We start from the raw sequence: 16,882 nt of genomic DNA on the forward strand, positions 1-16,882 counted from the left end.
GGACCAGAAGACCGGCATCGAGATCGTCCGCAAGGCGATCATGGCCCCGGCCAAGCAGATCGTCGACAACGCTGGCGATGACGGCGCTGTCGTGGTCGGCAAGCTGCTCGAGTCGAAGGACTACGCCTACGGCTACAATGCCCAGACCGGTGAGTACGGCGATCTGGTCAAGGCCGGCATCATCGACCCGACCAAGGTCGTGCGCACGGCGATCCAGGACGCGGCTTCGATCGCCGGCCTGCTGATCACCACCGAAGCGATGATCGCCGAGCTGCCGAAGAAGGACGCCATGCCGGCTATGCCGGGCGGCGGCGGCATGGGCGGCATGGACTTCTGATCGTCCAAGTCTCTCTACGTCTCCAAGGAAGGCCCGGCGCAAGCCGGGCCTTTTTCTTATAGGCAGCGAAAGGCTTCTGCTTTCTATCGAACGAGCTTGATCGCTCGGTGGACCGTGGCCGGAACACGTAGACCGTGCCCGAGATCTCATCGGCGCCGACGTCCACTCCGTCAGTTGCGATGACCCCAACTCGGGCGCGACATGCCGCCTGAGCCAGCCGCGCGGACGCATCACCCGCCACCATTGCCCCCGCAGGTTAGCTGGCGTCGGTTTTACTCAAGTGGACACCGTCGCAACTACCTCGAAGCTGGGTTTGGCTGAGAAGAACAAGTATCTGGCTGCTGTTCGCATGGGTCTGCGGGCAACGGTTAGATAACATTCCGGCATCCCTGCTTCTTGCGGAGCAGCCATCGGGCCGCCTAGGCTGGGGAAGTGGGAGGGGAAGCTCTATTCGACGCGGGTCAGGATCAATCGCGGCCGTGGTAGCCGGGAATTGATCGCGGCCTTTGAGGTCTCAGAGCTTCCCCTCTCCATTTTGGTTGTTGGATTACCGTGGCTTTGCTCAGTCGCCGGCAACTTCTATTTATTAATCTCGTGCTCGCCATTGCCCTGTTCGGGCCATCAACGCCTGTGAACGACCGACCTGTCAGCMCGGCCAACACAAATAAAGATTCCGCCCCGTCGGGGTGTCTCGCAACGACGGGGCGATAAGGTGCTTAACCAGTTGCGTCACTCTGTGGTGACGGCTGCCGACCCTATAACGCCAATCCAGTCTACCGAGAATCGAGAGATACGCTGTTCCAACAAGAAAATGCAAATCACCTTGGCCTACGGCATGACGTCAACACTTCGGCTTGCGCAATTCGAGCGTCGTGCGATGCTGGCTTGTCGATTAATTAAAAGGTGGCTTATGGCGACGGGAACAGTGAAGTGGTTTAATTCGACCAAGGGCTTTGGCTTTATCCAGCCGGACGATGGCGGCCAGGATGCCTTCGTTCACATCAGCGCGGTCGAACGAGCGGGCATGCGCGACCTGCGCGAAGGACAAAAGATCTCCTACGAGCTCGTGCCAGACAGGCGGTCGGGCAAAGCGTCAGCCGAGAATCTTCGCGCCGAGTGAGGCCTCAGATTGAATGCGAGGGCCCGGGCGGATCCGCCGACATGCTCTCGGCTCAGTTCCACCGCTCGGATCCGGGTCATCAAAGGGGAGGCTGTCGCGTTCTGCGTCGCCCTCCCCTCGGCGCCGCCGCCCTAGGTCAGCTGGTGCAGGGCAAAGCCGGGCTGCGGCGTGCTGACAAGCCGGCCGGCCACCACGGCGTCGATCCCCATCACAGTGCTCAAATCGCAACCCAAGACGCCAGCGCGACCGACGTTACGACCATCACAAGCCATTCGGCGCGGTAGAAACCGAGGATCGCCTTAGTCGAGCGACCCTCGACGACATCCGTTGCCCGATCCCGCGCCGCGATATGAGGGTCGTAAACGAAGCCAAGACCCGTCAAAAACGCGACCGCCATTTCTTGGTCGATATCACCGACCAATGACCAGACCCTTGGCCCGACGGGGAGAAAGCCGTTTTGCAGGCACAGCTCAGTGTCAAGATCGACCCCTTCGATCTCGAACTCGTTCGGCGTTTTCCGGTAGGGGTGTTTTTGCATCGCAAGCGCAACGTGCGTGCCGTTTCTTGTCTTGGCGAAAGCAAACATGACATCGTGGGGGCGGTAGGCCATCGCAACTCTCCCTCAACACACATTCGTACCTTAGAGCGGGCCGGCTCGTCTTCAAGCGCGCCAATCCAGACTTTTGAGTACGGCTGAACGATCCCAGGTCAGAGGCGAGGCTCAGTTCCACCGCTCGGATCCGGGTCATCAAAGGGGGAGAACGTCGGCGCCGCTCGTCGGAATCGCCTCGCCAGCAGCGTGTCCTTGCTCAGCAGGCCCCCATCCTCGAGTTTCTCGAGATCGGGCAGGTCGCGCAGGCTGGCGAGACCCAAGACCGCCAGGAATGTCTTCGTCGTCACATAGGTATAGGGCGCCCCCGGCTCCGGGCTGCGGCTCTGATGGAGGGAACCAGCCCGAACTCTGGGTCCACGGCCACGATCACGGATCACACGACTACCGAGTGGACCGCACCCGCGTCCTGGCAATCAGGCTGGCTATCCAAATCTTCACGGTGATCGAGAAAATCCGTGGTTCGATCCCCTCTGTGTCGTCGAGGTCTGATCGAGCGATAGAACCACATGCGGCTTTTGAGAGGGCTGTCAGACGTGCATTAGATCTTAACGACGACGACACTGCCCGGGAGTTCTGGTCTGCACGGGCCAATCGGGATTGGATCCACGCGGACGTCGACGTGGTAGGCTACTCGTTCCGGGCGGCCGGTGATCTGATCGCCGAGGTTCGCGGCCAAGGCTGCTAGCTGAATTGGTATTGATGCGGTCCCGTCGCGGTCGTGTCCGATCGCGTTCGCGCGGCAATGGCACACGAAGACTGGCGCCCGGCAACGACGCGCTCGCGATCAACCATGGACCTCTTCTCGGCCACCCGAAGCGGCGCGGGCGGAGCTCAGTTGCGATATCGGGTCGATGTCGATCGAGCCATGCGGTCGCCTCGGCGCCATCGACACGGCACTCGAATGTCGGCCAGGATGGATCCTCCCTCGACTCGATCTCCAGCCGATCCCGCGCGTAGCGGATCAGTTCGCTGATCGCTTCATATCCAGTCCGKAGCTCGAGGGCGTCAGCGACCCACGGCGCCGACCAGCCCCGTTTGGCGAGAAGCGCAATGGCGGCCGGATCGGCCTCGTCGAACCAAGGGGTTGCGTCGAACTCGACCAGCATCGCCTCATCGGCCGTGTGGCACGCCGCGTGGATCATGCTCCACTCCTGCTCGTCGGAGCAATCGTCTGCATCATAGCGCAGGACGATACGCGATGCGCGGGATGCCGGGCGCAAATCCGCGTTTCTTCGCGGCTGGCGCGCGTTCCGCCCTTGCGGCACCGATTACCCGGCGATGCAGCGGCCCGTGCTGCGCCGAACTGATTGGCGGCCAGCACACCGCGCTGGCTCGCCCCGCGATGATCCGTTATCATCCACGGGCATGCCGCTCTCTGGGACAGGCCTTCGCCAGAGTCTTTTCCCGGACCAAGCTTTCGGCAGTTTTCTGAATAGCGCGCTCGGCTGGCGCAGCGCATTCCGGCGCAGCGTGGAGACCACCAGGCAATCCATTCAGAGAGCCACATGCCTCAGACTCGAAGCCGCGCAGAGCAGGAGGTAACCATGCTCGTTCGTGGCGCCATGACCGCACATGCAGAATGGATCTCTCCGGACATCTCGCTGACCGAGGTCGCGCGCAAGATGCGCGACGCGAAAATCGGGTGCCTTCCGGTGGGAGAAAATGATCGCCTTATCGGAATGATCACGGACAGAGACCTTGCCTGCCGTGGTTGCGCCGAAGGGGCCGATCCCAACACGACAAAAGCAAGAAAGGTCATGACGGCGGGCATCACCTGGTGCTTCGAGGACGATGACGTCAGAGATGCGACGCGCCGCATGGCGGAGGAGCAGATCCATCATGTTCCGGTGATGAACAGAGAGAAACGGATGATCGGTATCCTCTCCCTGTCGGATTTGGCGCTGAGAGCGCCGATGGACCTGTTCGCTGAGGTATCGCAGCTTGTTGCACGCGACGCATCGCCTCACGCCTCGGCACCTTGGCCCACTAGCTTCCATGGGGGCTGATCGCGACGACAGTCAGGGTGAGCAGCGCGAGATCGCGCAAGCGGGCTTTCTCGCGCGAAAGCGAATTGGCGCCTGCGCTCATCCTGATGATGTGGGGCGGCATCCGACTCTGCTGATCGTCGACACAGCCCGGAACGGCCTGTCGGCGATCACGAGGCTGCTTCTGTTCCTGCTTGTGGCGCTCGATATGCGCGAGGAGCGCTGTGCCAGCAGACAGCTTGAGCGGAAGCGGCACTACCACCAGCGACTGTTCAGGGCGGGGACCGCGGGGTAGGGGCGCGAAATTCACAGCTCGGCCGGTTGGCTGCCTGCCATTCGGCATGGGCGGCCGGAGCAATGTCCGCGAGGCTGCCGCCCGGCATCAAGGTCGGGGAGTCCCCCTCGGTGATGGGAAGTTGTCATGACGGAAGACATTGCCCGGAAAACCTGCACGCCATGCCGTGGCGGCATCCCGCCGCTGACGCGGGAAGAAGCAGCGGCCTATCTGCCTCAGGCTCCGGGCTGGGACCTTGCGGAGGAAGGGCACCTACTGCGCCGCAAGTTCGCATTCTCGGATTTTCGCGAGTCGCTGGATTTCATCAACAGGATCGGCCGCCTCGCCGAGGACGAGGGACATCACCCGGATATTTGTTTCGGCTGGGGCTATGCCGCTATCTCGCTGCAGACGCACAAGATCAAAGGCCTGCACGAGAACGATTTCATCATGGCGGCGAAGATCAATCTACTCGCGGGTGGGTGAGGGCTTCCGGCCCTGCCGCGTCAGTCAGCTGCGCCGCAGCCGAGGCGGCCGGTGGCACGACGGCATGTCCGTGTGCCGGCAAATCTATCGCGTCGCCGGTCCAGGGGGATGGTCGCTGGAAGACATCGACGAAACTGGCGCATCAACCGTGTGGGATGATCTCTTCGCTACTGGCCAGGACGCCCACCGTGAGTTCTGACTCACTGTGGAGAACGAAGGGACGCCGGCTTTCCTCGAACGTGGGTCCGGCATCATGCATTGAACTGAGGGAAGTCGCACTCGGACACCTTGCCATCCCTCCCTTTCGGCCGATGATGATCGTGCGGCCGAGCCGCGAGGCTCGGTGGCTGTCCGGGCTCGCTGGGCAGCCGGCCGGCTGGATCAAGCCCCCCAGCTCCCTGCCGGCCCGCGCTCTTATTTGACGGCGATCGGGATGACGATGAGCCTAGCGAGCGCCAGCACGATCGCAGCGCGCAGCCAGACAGCCTTGACGGGATTGCCCGCAAGCATGTGATGCCCCCACGCGACGAATGAACTCATACGCAGCTTCCCGCGGCTGACACATCCTTCGCGACGGAACAGCTCCATCCGAAGGACGTCATCACGAGCAGTCGCGCGGTGCTAGCCACGTTGGTTGCGCGCGGCAGCGCTCAACTCAGTCCGACACAAGCTCTCATCCGGACGCCGTTGCGAGTGTCACGACCCGCGAAAGCGGGCGCCCATCCGGCGCACAGAATCCCTCAGCGCGACCCTCAACGATCCATTGCTCGATCTGCCTGCCGACCGCTTCGCCTTCCTTCTCGCGGTTGGCGGCATAGTGGTCGCGTTGCTCTCGCTCCATTCTCTCGAGCTGTTTGAGCCATTCCGCGTAGGTGATTGTCGCCATCCAAGCCTCCCCGCCGCGACACACATTGAGGCAGTATTCGATATGCGGCTTGGTTACCCTCGTAAAGGCTCTCCTTGACGCCGAAGATTACTTTGCTCGGGGTGAGACCAGTCTTCGGACCGGCGAAGCATACTTCAAACTCGACGGCATCCAGGAATCCATCCGGCCGGTCCGCGAGAACTGTCGCTGGTGACTACAACGAGTGGATACACGAACGCCCGCCATCGTTGGCGGTATCGGCGGGGACGTAGGCTGAGCAGCTAGTCGAAGTCCATCTCTCGCCACCCGATCCCGCACGGGAATTCGCTCGAGCTAACGCAGGATTGGGAGGTCTCCAATATTTACCGCGCCGAGCTGGCTTTGAAACGTCGTCGTTCGGTCGGCACTCTGCTGTTGCGAGACCCCGGAGATCATGTGCTCACCGGTGTCATAAACCGTCCGTTTGGTTCCATCGTCGATGATCAGCCGACGGGCGGTCGGAAAGAAGGCATAACGCATGTCGTTTTGGCTTCCCGCCGTCGCTGGGAGACCAAACTCGGCGGGCCAGCCTAATTCGTTGCTCCGCGCTGGATGGCTTTTGCTTGCGCGCTTTGCCACATCCATCTCGATTTCGCCCCTCTGGAGCCCATCAGCTAGGTCGTGAAGCACTCCATCAAGCTTCCCCTTTGTCGCGGCATTGAACATGTCTCCGACCATGCTCATCCCGCCGGCGATCCATTGGGCCATCCCACCAAACTCAGGATGAGAGAATTGGGCCATCTTGCCATGACCGCGGCGAAGCGTTGCTAACGCGACCTCTACCGCGTCTATTCCCACCCCATGCTTCCGAGCGGTCCTGGCAACTAGGTCCTCAGCAAGGCCATGCTCAGTGTGTTCCTTTACGGAGAGCGCTCCGTTCCGGATTGCAGCCTCTTGTTCCGGCGAAAGAGGATTTCCGTTTCCGTCTTTCATGGCAGCACCTTGACGCCCTGGGCCAAGTTTAGCGCGCAGCCCCCACCGAAACGGATGTTACTACTCAATGTTCCTCGGAGTCATTGCCTTCTCGCGAAGCGACGCACGCGCTGCGGTTATCCGCCGGGGGCCTTGAGAATTGAGCCGGCGCGTTCATCTGATGGAACGCTGCCGGCTCTCATCACGGCGTTCCCTCCCCGCGACGCCACTCTCCTACCTGCAGCACCATGGCCGATGCCATTATCCTTTCGTCGGTATTGAAACCTCTGGCTGTTTAGGGGGCCGGTGCTGTGGGCCTTCCCCCAGCAGCAGCTTGACTCGAACTCGATCCGATCAGGGTCAAGACGCGCGACTTCCGGTGACGGTGAATTTGGCCCACAGGGCCATGGCGGACATTGCATCCTTCTGGCACGCTGCCGTCGGAGGATGCCCATGGTCGCGACATCATGCCTGCGCACACTCGCCGACACGGATGAACCTGTCGCTGCCCCCTCGCACGAGGGCCTACCCCCGGCGGGGACTGTCTACGCTTTTCGAACCAGGCCCTATTCCACGCTCGCACCGGCGGAAACCGGGCGATACTCTGCGTTCAAGATCATCGGCCCCAACCAGAAACACGTAGCCATCGCCGTATTGGACGGCGTGTGGGGAGAAGTCCCGACGCTGAAGCAGGCCGAACAGGCGCAAATCCTCAAGGAACATCGATTTGCCCACAACGGACGTTTGGCCGTGTTCGGCGTAATTGCAGATTGGTGGGAACCCGCGGAACTTGATGCCGTAACTTTTCTTGGCAAAATCGACGTCCCAGCCCCTGAAGCAGTACTCGCTGCGAAGATCGCCAGTTCAGCGATCGGTACGAGGTATTCAACTCTTCGGACGATAAATTATGCTGCCGAGGGTGAATGGCGCTGGGGCAATGACCGCGGAGCTCTCTTGGGGGAGGCGAAACTCAGCGCTGCGATTCCGAGACACGGCTCTCCGTCCAACGCTGGCGCATAATCCGAAGCACCGAGGCTTCCGCCTCCAAAAAACAGATCGATTTCTTGCAGTTTTTATCTATTGTAGTCTCTAGGTCATACAATTTGCCTAGAGCCGCTGCGAGCGCCCTTAAAGCTGATCGTTTTTCTTCTTCATCTCATCCAGTTTATCGATGATTTCAATAATTCTCACCATAAGATCGTCGTGGGTTTGCGCAGATGGTTGCTGCGCAAATGCCGCGAATGGTCATGGGATCGGTTCCTGATTTGGCGTGGGGAAACGCAGCCGCCGCGGGCGATCAGCAGTCTAACGCCGGACGGAACCGCCGAGAAGGCAGGTACGTTTCATTTGCGTGCTGGCCACGCCTACGGCGGGGTCTCCGCCCGCCCTTCGAATGAGCCTCACCCCATCATCTTTATAAGCTGCAGGCTTTCGATCTCTGCCTTAAGCTTGGCGACGGCAGCCTCCCCCCGAATACTCTTGACGCCCCTCCTTTCGCGATCAAGCGCGCCCGGGATTCCGTCGAGAAGCTCCGCTCGCAGTGGTTCCGGCAACAAGGGCCCTTCCCGCTCGGTCTCGACCACGGTCGACTTCCGGTGCGACCACCGACGCCTTCGTCCGTCCGGCCAAGTGAGGAGCGCGAAGAACAGAAGCCGGACTATGCGACTGCCGGCTTCCTGAGTGTGATGTTGCCGGAGCGTCGCGGTAATCGCCTGCCCGACTACGGCTCCGGAAAAGCCACTCGTCGTCACGCGCGCTTTTTTGGGCCAAGGCGTAAGCGCCTCTCGGGGGGGCTCCGTGAGTTCAAACGGCATCAGCGATTGATTCTGCTGAACGACAAGGGGGATTCGGAGAAACTCTGACCGCAGCAGCATCAAACGCGCCACAACGTCCAAAATGGCTCTATGCGCGCGGAACTACGCCGCTGCTCGATGGGTTTGCGCTAATTAATCCAGCGCGCAAGGACGGCTTCCATGGAAATTAGGATCGGCTATCGGATCGAGATCGTCACCTATCAGCCGACGCCCGCCTTGCTGCTTCTCGACCCCCACCCCAGCCGCGATGGCGACCTGGTGACGACGCCCAAGACAGCCGTCAGGTCCCTGAACGACGGCAGCAACGTGCCGACCGCCAAATATGCGGACGGGTTCGGCAACCGTCGCCGGCGCCTGGTTGTGCCCCCGGGAGGCGTCGAATTCACCAGCGACATGATCATCCGAGATTCTGGCGAGGTCGATTACGTCGACCAAAACGCGCAGGAGGTCTTCGCCGGGGACCTACCGTCCGAGGTCTTGGAATACGTGTTATCGAGCCGCTATTGCGAGGTTGACGAGCTCTCGGCAACTGCATGGAGCCTCTTTGGGAACTGCGCCCCGGGTTGAAATCGGGTCCAGCAGATCTGCAACTACGTCAATGCTCAGATTCGCTTCGACTACCAGTCAGCCCGCGGCACTCGTACGGCGGTGCAGGCCATGACGGAACGGGTCGGGGTCTGCCGTGACTTCACTCACCTGGCGGCCGCGCTGTGTCGCTGCATGAACATCCCCGCACGCTACTGCAACGGCTACCTGGGCGACATCGGCGTGCCGCGTGATCCGGCGCCAATGGATTACAACGCCTGGTTCGAAGCGTATCTCGACGGCGGCGAGTGGTTCACCTTCGATGCCCGGCACAATATGCCCCGCATCGGTCGCATCCTGGTGGGCAGGGGCCGGGACGCCGCCGACATCCCGATGATCCACACGTTCGGCCCGCACATTCTCCAACGCTTCGAGGTCATCACCGAAGAGGTGGTAGCAACCTAAGCGATGCGGCGCTTGCAAACTCTCGATCCGCAGGCCGTGATTTAGGTCGGCACATTCTTCAAAACGCTCTCGCCTAGCGTGCAGCTGGTCTATCTTTCCCGCCGGATTGGCTCGGGTGTTCACAGAGGCCAAGCAAGTCCAATTTGCCGGGCCGAAAGCGATCGATATGACCATATTCTCCGTCAGGCACATCACAAACTATCACTATGCAAAACCGGTGGGGTTCGGTGAGCACCGACTGATGTTTCGCCCCCGGGACAGTTATGACCAGAGGCTACTCAGGGCGACCCTGGTGATTGATCCGGAGCCCAGCACTATCCGCTGGATTCACGATGTCTTTGGCAATTGCGTCGCGCTCGTTCGGATTTCTCGTCCCGCTTCGGAGTTGTGCTTCGAAACCCGGATTCAGCTCGACCACACGCCGCAGGCAACGCCCGATTTCCAGATGGATGAGGAGGCGCTGACGTATCCCTTCGCCTATAGTTCGGACGAAACAGCGGATCTGGCTGGTACGACCGATCGTCACTACCTCGACGACGATGACGAAGTCGGGCGATGGGCCCAGCAATTCGTCAACGTTGGCCGGCGGACTGACACCGGGAAGCTGTTGATGACGCTATGCTATGCAATCCACGAAAGCTTTGCCTATTCGCGTCGTCTGGAGGCCGGAACCCAGCCGCCGCTTATCACGCTACGCCTAGGTCGCGGCACCTGCCGCGATTTTGCATTGTTCATGATGGAGGCGGTGCGTTCCCTTGGCTTCGCGGCTCGTTTTGTCACGGGATACATTTACGTTCCCAGCCGCGACACCTCGACCACGCTCGGGGGCGGCTCTACCCATGCTTGGTGCCAAGTCTATCTCCCCGGAGCCGGATGGGTKGAGTTCGATCCAACCAACGGCATCGTCGGCAATCGGGATCTTGTCCGGGTCGCCGTTGCCCGGGACCCTCGCCAGGCGATTCCACTCACGGGAAGCTACTCCGGCCTCGCCTCGGATGCTCTCGGCATGACCGTGCAAGTCAATGTGACTAAGGAAAAGACGAATACAGAGGTCGAAGATCCAGATAAATCGGGGTAAAGCTCATCCTCTCCCAGACCGTTCCGCTTGCCACGTGTCATAGGGTGGAAAAACCAGCTGGAGATTGGCTCTACGGGGTCTCCTCACCCGGCCGACCCTGGGGAGGTCACCGGGGAGCGTCGGATGTGGCCATAGGCAACGTCAAGCACTTTGCCCTGGCGTGATTTAGCAATATTTTGGCGCGGTTCAGCATGACACCGTTGGCTGGTCTGGCATGGGGGTGCAACCACACCGCTGCGAAAAGAGCCGACGATGAGCACTAACAGCACCACCAGCTTGATCTGGGCCATGATTGCCCGCAGCAACGGCACGGTTGGCTACCGCGACGAAACCCAGCGGTACATCATCGAGGCAGCAACCGACCGTTTCTACAAAGTCACCTTTTGCAGCGATGACCATTATGAGCTGACGATTGGCCACAGGCAGTCGGTCGCTGAAGCGAAGGCGCTCTGCGAGGCTGACTATGCCGCGCGGGATGGCAACTACAATTTGGACTAAGCCGCGCGCCCAGAGTGGGCACCGTTCCCCCATGCCGAACGTTGCTTGCCATTCTTCCTCGGTCAGCAACCGGCTCATCCCGTGGCCATCATCGAGTGTGCCCGTACTCGGCCAGAGGTGCGGACACCAAGGAGCCAGCGAAGCTGCTAAGCGGCAAATCCGCTGGGATCGCTGTAGATCGGGCGAGATTTCGCCGAAGGTGAGGCCACGACGCTACAACCTGGCCTGAGCGGCGACATTGGCCTAAAGGACGGCGGGAATAGGCTGTTCCGCATCGCGTCCGAGGCCCGTTTCCATGCGTAGAAAGGGCCGCCTGCTCAGCGTCGCTTTCGACGCCTTCGTTCTGGTCTGGCTCGCCGTGACCTGAGCGGGCCGAGGCCGAACGCAAGCTCACTGAGATCGCCAATGATCCACCGAGGCTCTGGTTCTGGACGCCGGCCGTCGAGAACAGCACGGTGTCCGAAGGTAGTTCCACCGAAGCCTTGCACACCGTCAAGGCGAGAGCCTTCGGCAGCTACCTACTACGCATCGATCCCGGCTTCGAGGACGGCAAGGTGAGGCGCGTCGCCGCCGAGGTGGTCTGCCATTGTGTGCCGTCATGTCTGACACGCTCACGCACCCAAGAACGCATGCCCCGCTCCAGGTGATCGTCCATTTCAGCGAAGGCGAGGCCAAGGCCCTGGCCCTGCGGCCGGCGCAATGGGATCGGAAGAAGCACGCTCGCCGCTGGCCAGGGCGCTCGCCCGCGTCAGGGAAGAGATGAACATCGCCAAGTCCGGGCACCGCAACATGACGATGCACGTCAGGCCCCATGTCTGAGACCACCACCTGACTGCAGATGCTCTTCGCGGCGTGGGGAGCGTCGCGCCCAGATGGAGCTGTCAGGCGGGAGAATTGCGAACAAAACTTCCGGAAATTGGAAACACGTTTCCGGGCCGGAAGAACACCCCGCGAACGGCTCGGGAACGGCGACATGTGACCGTACTTGAGCGAAGGCCGTGGACCATGAAGGACAAGAAACTGCCGCTCGTCGTCAAGCCGATGCGGGTGAGCTGGCGGCACGGCCATCACCGCAGGGTGCGTTTCGGCAGGGGCCGCGGCGACACGCGATTGAGCATGAACGAGAGCTGGGTCGTCGCCGAGCTGAACTCGCCGGGCATCGACATCGATGCGGACTTCGATGAAGATGAGGACGAAGAGGAGGACGCCGGGCCCCAGCGTTGGCATCGTCGACCTCGATCTCCAAGACGGCTTTCTCGACGACGAACTTCGTGCGCCGGCGCTGTCGACCCGAAGGTGATGGATGCGCAAAATGAAAAGAGGCTCCGGTCAAACCGAAGCCTCCAATCGGTTTCCATAGAGCCTGCCGCAGCCGGGCTTCCTACGTAACTCTATTCACTGGGAGCGCGGCCGCCTTACGGCGGCTGGCCGAAATCAGGCGGCCTGCTTCGTAGCGGCAGCGACCACAGCGGCGGCGGCCGGAGCGGCCTTCGCGACGATGCCCTCGACCGGCTTGTAGGCGTCCTTGGCGAGAGCGGCGTAGAGCTCGCCCATCTTTGTAAGTTGGGCGACCGCGCCCTCGAATGAGGTCTTGACGTACTCGGCCTGGATCTCGAGAGCCTTGTCGAAGGTCTTCACGCCAGCGAGCTTCTCGATCACGGCGGTGCCAGCCTCGAAGGACTTCTTGGCATAGTCGGTGGCCTCCACGGCAATGGTCTGCACGCCCTTGGAGGTGGCGCCGAAGGCCTTCAGGGCTGCGTCGACGTTCTCTTTGGAAGCCTTCTGAAGGGTCTCGAACTTCTGGATCATGGTCTTCTCCTGTGCACCTTTGGTGGCGCTTTAGTGAAGGGCCGGAACGGCCCGACGTGTCGCCCCAAGCTCGTGTGAAAGAGATAACCACCGGGGACTGGTTATCGTATTGTGCGCTGCAGCATTAATGTCAAGAACATGCTGCAGCGCAGCAAACATAGGCCATCCCGATCGCGACAGTTCGGCGTCATTTCGCCCCCCCGGGCCGGCCCGGGCTTGAGGATGCCCGCTCGTTCCGGGTGTACCTGGTTGCGCAAGAGATCTCCTGGCCGGCGCTGAACCAGAGGGTGTGAGCGTTTAGAGAACGACACCAGCAGTCAGTGAGTCGGTCGCCGCGTTGCAGCAGCCGAGCTTGGAATTAGCAGTCATCATTCATCCGGTCGGAAAAACCGCGTAGATGCCAGATTGCGGATGGCGCTACGGGGTCTTCTGCGCCCGGCTAGAGCTGGGGGGCGATGCCGGGGAGCCTTGGATCAGTATCGGCTTATCCGCTACCCCCGCCCCTGCCGTCGAATCGACTCAGGGCAAGGTCGTGCAATGCCCCATGGTGCTCACGAAAGGTAGGCTGGTCAAACGAAGACAAGATTAGCCAAAGCTCTTTCATGCCTCGATCCGTCGGAAGAAGCGTTTGGCTGCGTTGATCTCCGGGCCACTCGTGGCGGCAATGACCAAGCTAAAGCTTTTCGTCGCGGAAATACCGTCGGTCATACTATGCGCGACGGTCGCTGCCGTCATTACATCGAGGGCCTGCACCAGCTTGGGCACTCGGGCATCGATGCCCGAAATTGATCCATATCAACGCGCGCCGATCCGAACGGGCGCTCTAGTCTGGACACTCCGTAAGTGTGAGCAAACGGGTCGGATCGTCGGAGGCTGGGGGGCCGGTCTGACGATCCGGCCCATCGCAATGGGGCGGGCGCCGGCCTTCTTGCGCAGGCCCAGTTCCCGTCACTAGCCGGTCGAGGTGACAGCGGGGTGCGATGCCTGCCCATGCTCGCACGCGCCCCGCCACCGTCGGCCAGCCCGCGCCCCCGTCAATGGGGCCCCTTGCCCATGCGGGCCGCTAGCGTTGAGACGGCCACGCTTCGAGCAACGCCGCATGGGCAAGGGCAACCCATCCAGGCGCAACAATTCAGCGTGCGTTTCGATGTAGCCAACGACGTGCTCTCAACTGAACTTAACTCGGGGCATTGCCGGGACGGCTGAACGCTTTCGGCTCAGAGCGGAGGCTCGCTTCCACCTCTCGGATCCGGGTCATCAAATCGGAGGTCCTCACGTTCTGCGTCGCCCTTCCCGTCGTCGCCGCCGCCCATCGGGAAAGCAGTCGACATCGGCAGGATGACGCCCTGTACGCCCCAGCCGCACAAGCAGATCGACCCCGACGCGGGGCCATCTACCAAGCGCTTCGGCCCCGGCCGGCGCAAGAATTCCAGCGAAAGATCATGTCTTGATGGCGATGGAAGAACTCTCGCTGACGATATGGCTGATCGTAACCCTTGCGATGAAGTTGGTGGTCTTCCCCACGGTCGGGGGAAGCCTATTATAAGACCGACCAGCGTAAAAATATGGAATTATTAACCATGCTTCAGCCAACGTTGTGAAGATATCCGCTGCGAATCGGAGTTTGTTATGCGCGTTTTATTGATTGAGGACGACGCATCGATCGCGCAGAGCATCGAGATGTTTCTCACGCTGGAGAACTTCGAGGTCACCAAGTCAGCCTGCGGAGCCGATGGCCTTGCCCTCGCTCAGTCGGCGCGGTTTGACCTGATCGTTCTGGATCTCGGCTTGCCCGACATGCCTGGCATGGAGGTGCTCACGAAACTCCGAGCAACTTCCATTACAACGCCGCTGATGATCCTCTCGGGCATCAACGAGATTCAACAGAAGGTCCGTTGCCTGATTGCAGGGGCGGATGACTACGTGACAAAGCCATTCCACCGAAACGAATTTCTTGCCCGCCTGCGGACTTTGGTGCGTCGGTGTAACGGTACGGAGAACCGCACCGTCCGGGTCGGAGATCTCTGCATCGATCTGGATTCGAAAACGGTTGACGTGGCCGGGAAGCCCGTTCGTTTGACCGGCAAGGAATATGAACTCGTTGCGTTCCTGGCGAGCCGCCGTGGCTTCGCTCTGTCAAAGGAAATGATCCTCAACCACCTCTATGGTGGGATGGACGAACCTGCGCTCAAGATCGTCGACGTATTTATCTGCAAGGTGAGACAGAAGATTGCGGCCATATCGGGCAGAACCAACTACATCGGGACTGTCTGGGGACGTGGCTACATGTTGAATAATGCAGATCCTTCCCTTCAGATGGCTCCATCCGACAATGACGACACCATTGTTATCGACCGCGCCCGCTCGATTGCAATTCAGCCGCGAAATGAGCGTTGCATTTCTACCAAGCCACGGGCTAGATCCGCGATTAACGCAGGCGTTTATTTCAGGAAAAACCAAACGCGAAGAAAAATGACGATGTAATCGATCCAACGGTGATCATTGTTTCGGCTCGGACCGGATCGTTGACCGCCAGCGGCGCACTGTGGATTAATCAGCGGGTCATACTTCCGGGGAGGCTGGCCATGATTGAACGCGTGGTGTCACCGGCCTATTGGGTGCTGACCAAGGCTGCGCGGCGGTTGCTCGCTGTCATCGAGACGGAAATCGGGAGCGGCACCAGCGTGGCGCTGTCTTACGATACCTTCAGGCTGGACCACCGCTTCGGACGGCAGACGCTGTCGCCAAGTCTGACGCTGCTCGATCGTCTCGGCCTGATTGACATCGCGGTGGGGCCGCGCTTCGTCAACGTGTTCTCGCTCTCAGACCGATGGCGGAGCGTCAACGAGGACGAGGCTTTGAGGCTGACGGCACAGGCGCGTGAGTTGAAGCCGCCGCGAACGGCCCGCGAGCCGAAGCCGCAAAGGCCGGCAGCGGCGAAGGCACCGAAGCCTGTGAAGGTCGAGGCACTGCGCAAGCAACGTCAGGAGCCGTCATTGCCGCCGATGCCATGGGGCTGCGACAGCCGATAGCAGGACCGAGGGGACGACTTGCTTGTGCGCCAATCGTTTTTTTAGGCCTTGGAGGCCTGTGTAGCGTCGTGAACATCGGCCGATAGTCATTAGCGAGGCTCTGCTTGGCCTGACTGGCTATGCCAGGTTCCGTTCAATTGCGGATCGGGCGGCTTTAAAGGTTACTTCTGCGTCCGGCACAGCGCCTTGCTGCTGTTCAAGAAGGAGAAGCACGATTTCGTAGATCTCCCTTATGTCGGCGGCTTGCAAAACGCCTTTCTGCACCAGGCAGCGCAGGAGGCCGGCCATGGTTGCGGAGGAGACGAGGTTTGCTGCGGCAATGCCATGCGGCGAGGCAAGGGACATCGCGCGCTCATTGTGTCGCTGGATGTACAGGTTCTGGTACATTGTAGCCGTCCGCTGCGTACAACGTAAGTTTGTTGCGCAACGTGCGGATGGAAATGCMGAGTAGTGAGGCCGCATGGGTGCGGTTGCCGCCGGTTTCCCGCAGCGTTGCCAGGATCAGCTGGCGTTCGACAAAGGCAACTKACAGGCCAACGAACTGATCCACGACGGCTTGAACAGCATCGAGCGCTCGCATGGTTACGGTCCTTTCCAAGCCCCCCGGCTCTAACGGACGCCTCAGAATGGCGCCCGCCGTGGTTAAGAAGTGGTAAATCGGCATGGGGCGGCAAGGGTGCACGGCAGTCTTTGAGCGGCAGGGTCAAGTGCGGCCCGCTTAACAGGCTGTTGAAGAAGTCGTCCTAGGGCGGGCGATGAAGGTGGAATCGTCACCGTTGTGGACGCGGATTTCGCCCTTGAGGGAGCCGTCCGTTTGAAGTTTGGCCCATCCGTCGCCCGAGACCTCGTCCATCTCATCATTGCCTTGCCAGGTGAAGTCGATGCCGTAGCACATTGGGAAGAGGCTCGACCGTTGCCTGACGGCGCGCGAAGCCTTGCGTAGCGCAGCGCGCCGTCACGGCGGTCATGGCCGGCCAGAAGGTCTCTAAAGTGAGGTTGTCGAGACAACACTTTGGAGCGAGGCCAACCA

General features: G+C 60.9%; 21 protein-coding genes and 2 pseudogenes. 12 read left to right on the forward strand and 11 right to left on the reverse strand.

The annotated features are described in order from the left end of the window. Together AC1DIO_RS33640 and AC1DIO_RS33645 are read left to right on the forward strand one after the other, a co-directional pair. Window positions 1-337, forward strand: a 337-nt coding sequence (locus AC1DIO_RS33640; protein ID WP_476854781.1) for a TCP-1/cpn60 chaperonin family protein, incomplete at its 5' end; no start/stop codon positions are given. Window positions 338-1,247: 910 nt separating this feature from the next. After that, window positions 1,248-1,457: a cold-shock protein gene (locus AC1DIO_RS33645; RefSeq protein WP_441509217.1), complete on the forward strand. Its 210-nt coding sequence runs from the start codon at window positions 1,248-1,250 to the stop codon at window positions 1,455-1,457. A gap of 217 nt (window positions 1,458-1,674) precedes the next feature. Here AC1DIO_RS33645 and AC1DIO_RS33650 read toward each other — a convergent pair whose 3' ends face one another. Continuing rightward, window positions 1,675-2,067, reverse strand: a complete 393-nt coding sequence (locus tag AC1DIO_RS33650) for a hypothetical protein (protein ID WP_441509189.1) — start codon at window positions 2,065-2,067, stop codon at window positions 1,675-1,677. A gap of 98 nt (window positions 2,068-2,165) precedes the next feature. Next, a pseudogene (locus AC1DIO_RS33655) lies at window positions 2,166-2,390 on the reverse strand (SMC-Scp complex subunit ScpB); the annotation flags it as partial. Window positions 2,391-3,614: 1,224 nt separating this feature from the next. On the opposite strand from AC1DIO_RS33655, the gene AC1DIO_RS33660 reads away from it, so the two are divergent. After that, entirely contained in the window at window positions 3,615-4,076 is a 462-nt protein-coding gene (locus AC1DIO_RS33660; protein ID WP_476854782.1) for a CBS domain-containing protein, read from the forward strand. Here AC1DIO_RS33660 and AC1DIO_RS33665 read toward each other — a convergent pair. Then, on the reverse strand, window positions 4,057-4,179 hold the full coding sequence (locus AC1DIO_RS33665) for a hypothetical protein (RefSeq protein ID WP_441509176.1): 123 nt from the start codon (window positions 4,177-4,179) through the stop codon (window positions 4,057-4,059). The genes AC1DIO_RS33660 and AC1DIO_RS33665 overlap by 20 nt on opposite strands. A gap of 297 nt (window positions 4,180-4,476) precedes the next feature. Here AC1DIO_RS33665 and AC1DIO_RS33670 point away from each other — a divergent pair, with 297 nt between their 5' ends. After that, the gene (locus tag AC1DIO_RS33670; protein ID WP_476854783.1) at window positions 4,477-4,815 is read left to right on the forward strand and encodes a 4a-hydroxytetrahydrobiopterin dehydratase; all 339 of its coding nucleotides are present in this window, start codon (window positions 4,477-4,479) and stop codon (window positions 4,813-4,815) included. A gap of 414 nt (window positions 4,816-5,229) precedes the next feature. Here the strand turns inward: AC1DIO_RS33670 and AC1DIO_RS33675 are convergent, their stop codons facing one another. From AC1DIO_RS33675 to AC1DIO_RS33685, 3 genes are all read right to left on the reverse strand, one after another. Further along, window positions 5,230-5,355 (reverse strand): hypothetical protein, encoded by a 126-nt coding sequence (locus AC1DIO_RS33675; RefSeq protein ID WP_441509178.1) that lies wholly within the window; start codon window positions 5,353-5,355, stop codon window positions 5,230-5,232. Between the two features lie 133 nt (window positions 5,356-5,488). Continuing rightward, entirely contained in the window at window positions 5,489-5,701 is a 213-nt protein-coding gene (locus AC1DIO_RS33680) for a hypothetical protein (protein ID WP_441509179.1), read from the reverse strand. Between the two features lie 312 nt (window positions 5,702-6,013). Then, window positions 6,014-6,427: a hypothetical protein gene (locus AC1DIO_RS33685; protein ID WP_476854784.1), complete on the reverse strand. Its 414-nt coding sequence runs from the start codon at window positions 6,425-6,427 to the stop codon at window positions 6,014-6,016. A 657-nt stretch (window positions 6,428-7,084) separates the two neighbouring features. Between AC1DIO_RS33685 and AC1DIO_RS33690 the strand changes: the two genes are divergently transcribed. Next, entirely contained in the window at window positions 7,085-7,651 is a 567-nt protein-coding gene (locus tag AC1DIO_RS33690) for a hypothetical protein (protein ID WP_441508781.1), read from the forward strand. 380 nt (window positions 7,652-8,031) lie between these two features. Here the strand turns inward: AC1DIO_RS33690 and AC1DIO_RS33695 are convergent, their stop codons facing one another. Beyond that, window positions 8,032-8,214: a hypothetical protein gene (locus AC1DIO_RS33695; protein ID WP_441508780.1), complete on the reverse strand. Its 183-nt coding sequence runs from the start codon at window positions 8,212-8,214 to the stop codon at window positions 8,032-8,034. 390 nt (window positions 8,215-8,604) lie between these two features. Here AC1DIO_RS33695 and AC1DIO_RS33700 point away from each other — a divergent pair, with 390 nt between their 5' ends. The 5 genes from AC1DIO_RS33700 to AC1DIO_RS33720 all read left to right on the forward strand — a co-directional run bounded on the left by AC1DIO_RS33700 (window position 8,605) and on the right by AC1DIO_RS33720 (window position 12,400). Then, on the forward strand, window positions 8,605-9,012 hold the full coding sequence (locus AC1DIO_RS33700) for a hypothetical protein (protein ID WP_476854785.1): 408 nt from the start codon (window positions 8,605-8,607) through the stop codon (window positions 9,010-9,012). A 15-nt stretch (window positions 9,013-9,027) separates the two neighbouring features. Continuing rightward, window positions 9,028-9,435, forward strand: a complete 408-nt coding sequence (locus AC1DIO_RS33705) for a transglutaminase-like domain-containing protein (protein WP_476854788.1) — start codon at window positions 9,028-9,030, stop codon at window positions 9,433-9,435. A 166-nt stretch (window positions 9,436-9,601) separates the two neighbouring features. Further along, window positions 9,602-10,513 carry a transglutaminase family protein gene (locus AC1DIO_RS33710; protein ID WP_476854789.1) on the forward strand — a complete coding sequence of 304 codons (912 nt, stop codon included), beginning with the start codon at window positions 9,602-9,604 and terminating at the stop codon, window positions 10,511-10,513. Window positions 10,514-10,765: 252 nt separating this feature from the next. Continuing rightward, window positions 10,766-11,011 (forward strand): hypothetical protein, encoded by a 246-nt coding sequence (locus AC1DIO_RS33715; RefSeq protein ID WP_441508778.1) that lies wholly within the window; start codon window positions 10,766-10,768, stop codon window positions 11,009-11,011. Between the two features lie 1,005 nt (window positions 11,012-12,016). Further along, on the forward strand, window positions 12,017-12,400 hold the full coding sequence (locus AC1DIO_RS33720) for a hypothetical protein (RefSeq protein ID WP_441508777.1): 384 nt from the start codon (window positions 12,017-12,019) through the stop codon (window positions 12,398-12,400). 45 nt (window positions 12,401-12,445) lie between these two features. Here the strand turns inward: AC1DIO_RS33720 and AC1DIO_RS33725 are convergent, their stop codons facing one another. Then, entirely contained in the window at window positions 12,446-12,820 is a 375-nt protein-coding gene (locus tag AC1DIO_RS33725; RefSeq protein ID WP_441508776.1) for a phasin family protein, read from the reverse strand. A gap of 600 nt (window positions 12,821-13,420) precedes the next feature. After that, window positions 13,421-13,585 carry a hypothetical protein gene (locus AC1DIO_RS33730; protein ID WP_476770269.1) on the reverse strand — a complete coding sequence of 55 codons (165 nt, stop codon included), beginning with the start codon at window positions 13,583-13,585 and terminating at the stop codon, window positions 13,421-13,423. Between the two features lie 864 nt (window positions 13,586-14,449). On the opposite strand from AC1DIO_RS33730, the pseudogene AC1DIO_RS33735 reads away from it, so the two are divergent. After that, a pseudogene (locus AC1DIO_RS33735) lies at window positions 14,450-15,136 on the forward strand (response regulator transcription factor); the annotation flags it as partial. 179 nt (window positions 15,137-15,315) lie between these two features. Further along, window positions 15,316-15,852: a hypothetical protein gene (locus AC1DIO_RS33740; protein WP_476854786.1), complete on the forward strand. Its 537-nt coding sequence runs from the start codon at window positions 15,316-15,318 to the stop codon at window positions 15,850-15,852. 117 nt (window positions 15,853-15,969) lie between these two features. Here the strand turns inward: AC1DIO_RS33740 and AC1DIO_RS33745 are convergent, their stop codons facing one another. Then, the gene (locus tag AC1DIO_RS33745; protein WP_476833174.1) at window positions 15,970-16,239 is read right to left on the reverse strand and encodes a hypothetical protein; all 270 of its coding nucleotides are present in this window, start codon (window positions 16,237-16,239) and stop codon (window positions 15,970-15,972) included. Beyond that, complete coding sequence (locus AC1DIO_RS33750; protein ID WP_476854787.1) at window positions 16,205-16,432, reverse strand: helix-turn-helix domain-containing protein; 228 nt, start codon at window positions 16,430-16,432, stop codon at window positions 16,205-16,207. The genes AC1DIO_RS33745 and AC1DIO_RS33750 overlap by 35 nt, the downstream gene beginning before the upstream one ends. Between the last annotated feature and the right edge of the window lie 450 nt (window positions 16,433-16,882).

This window comes from Allobosea sp. 05T439 (assembly GCF_056396005.1).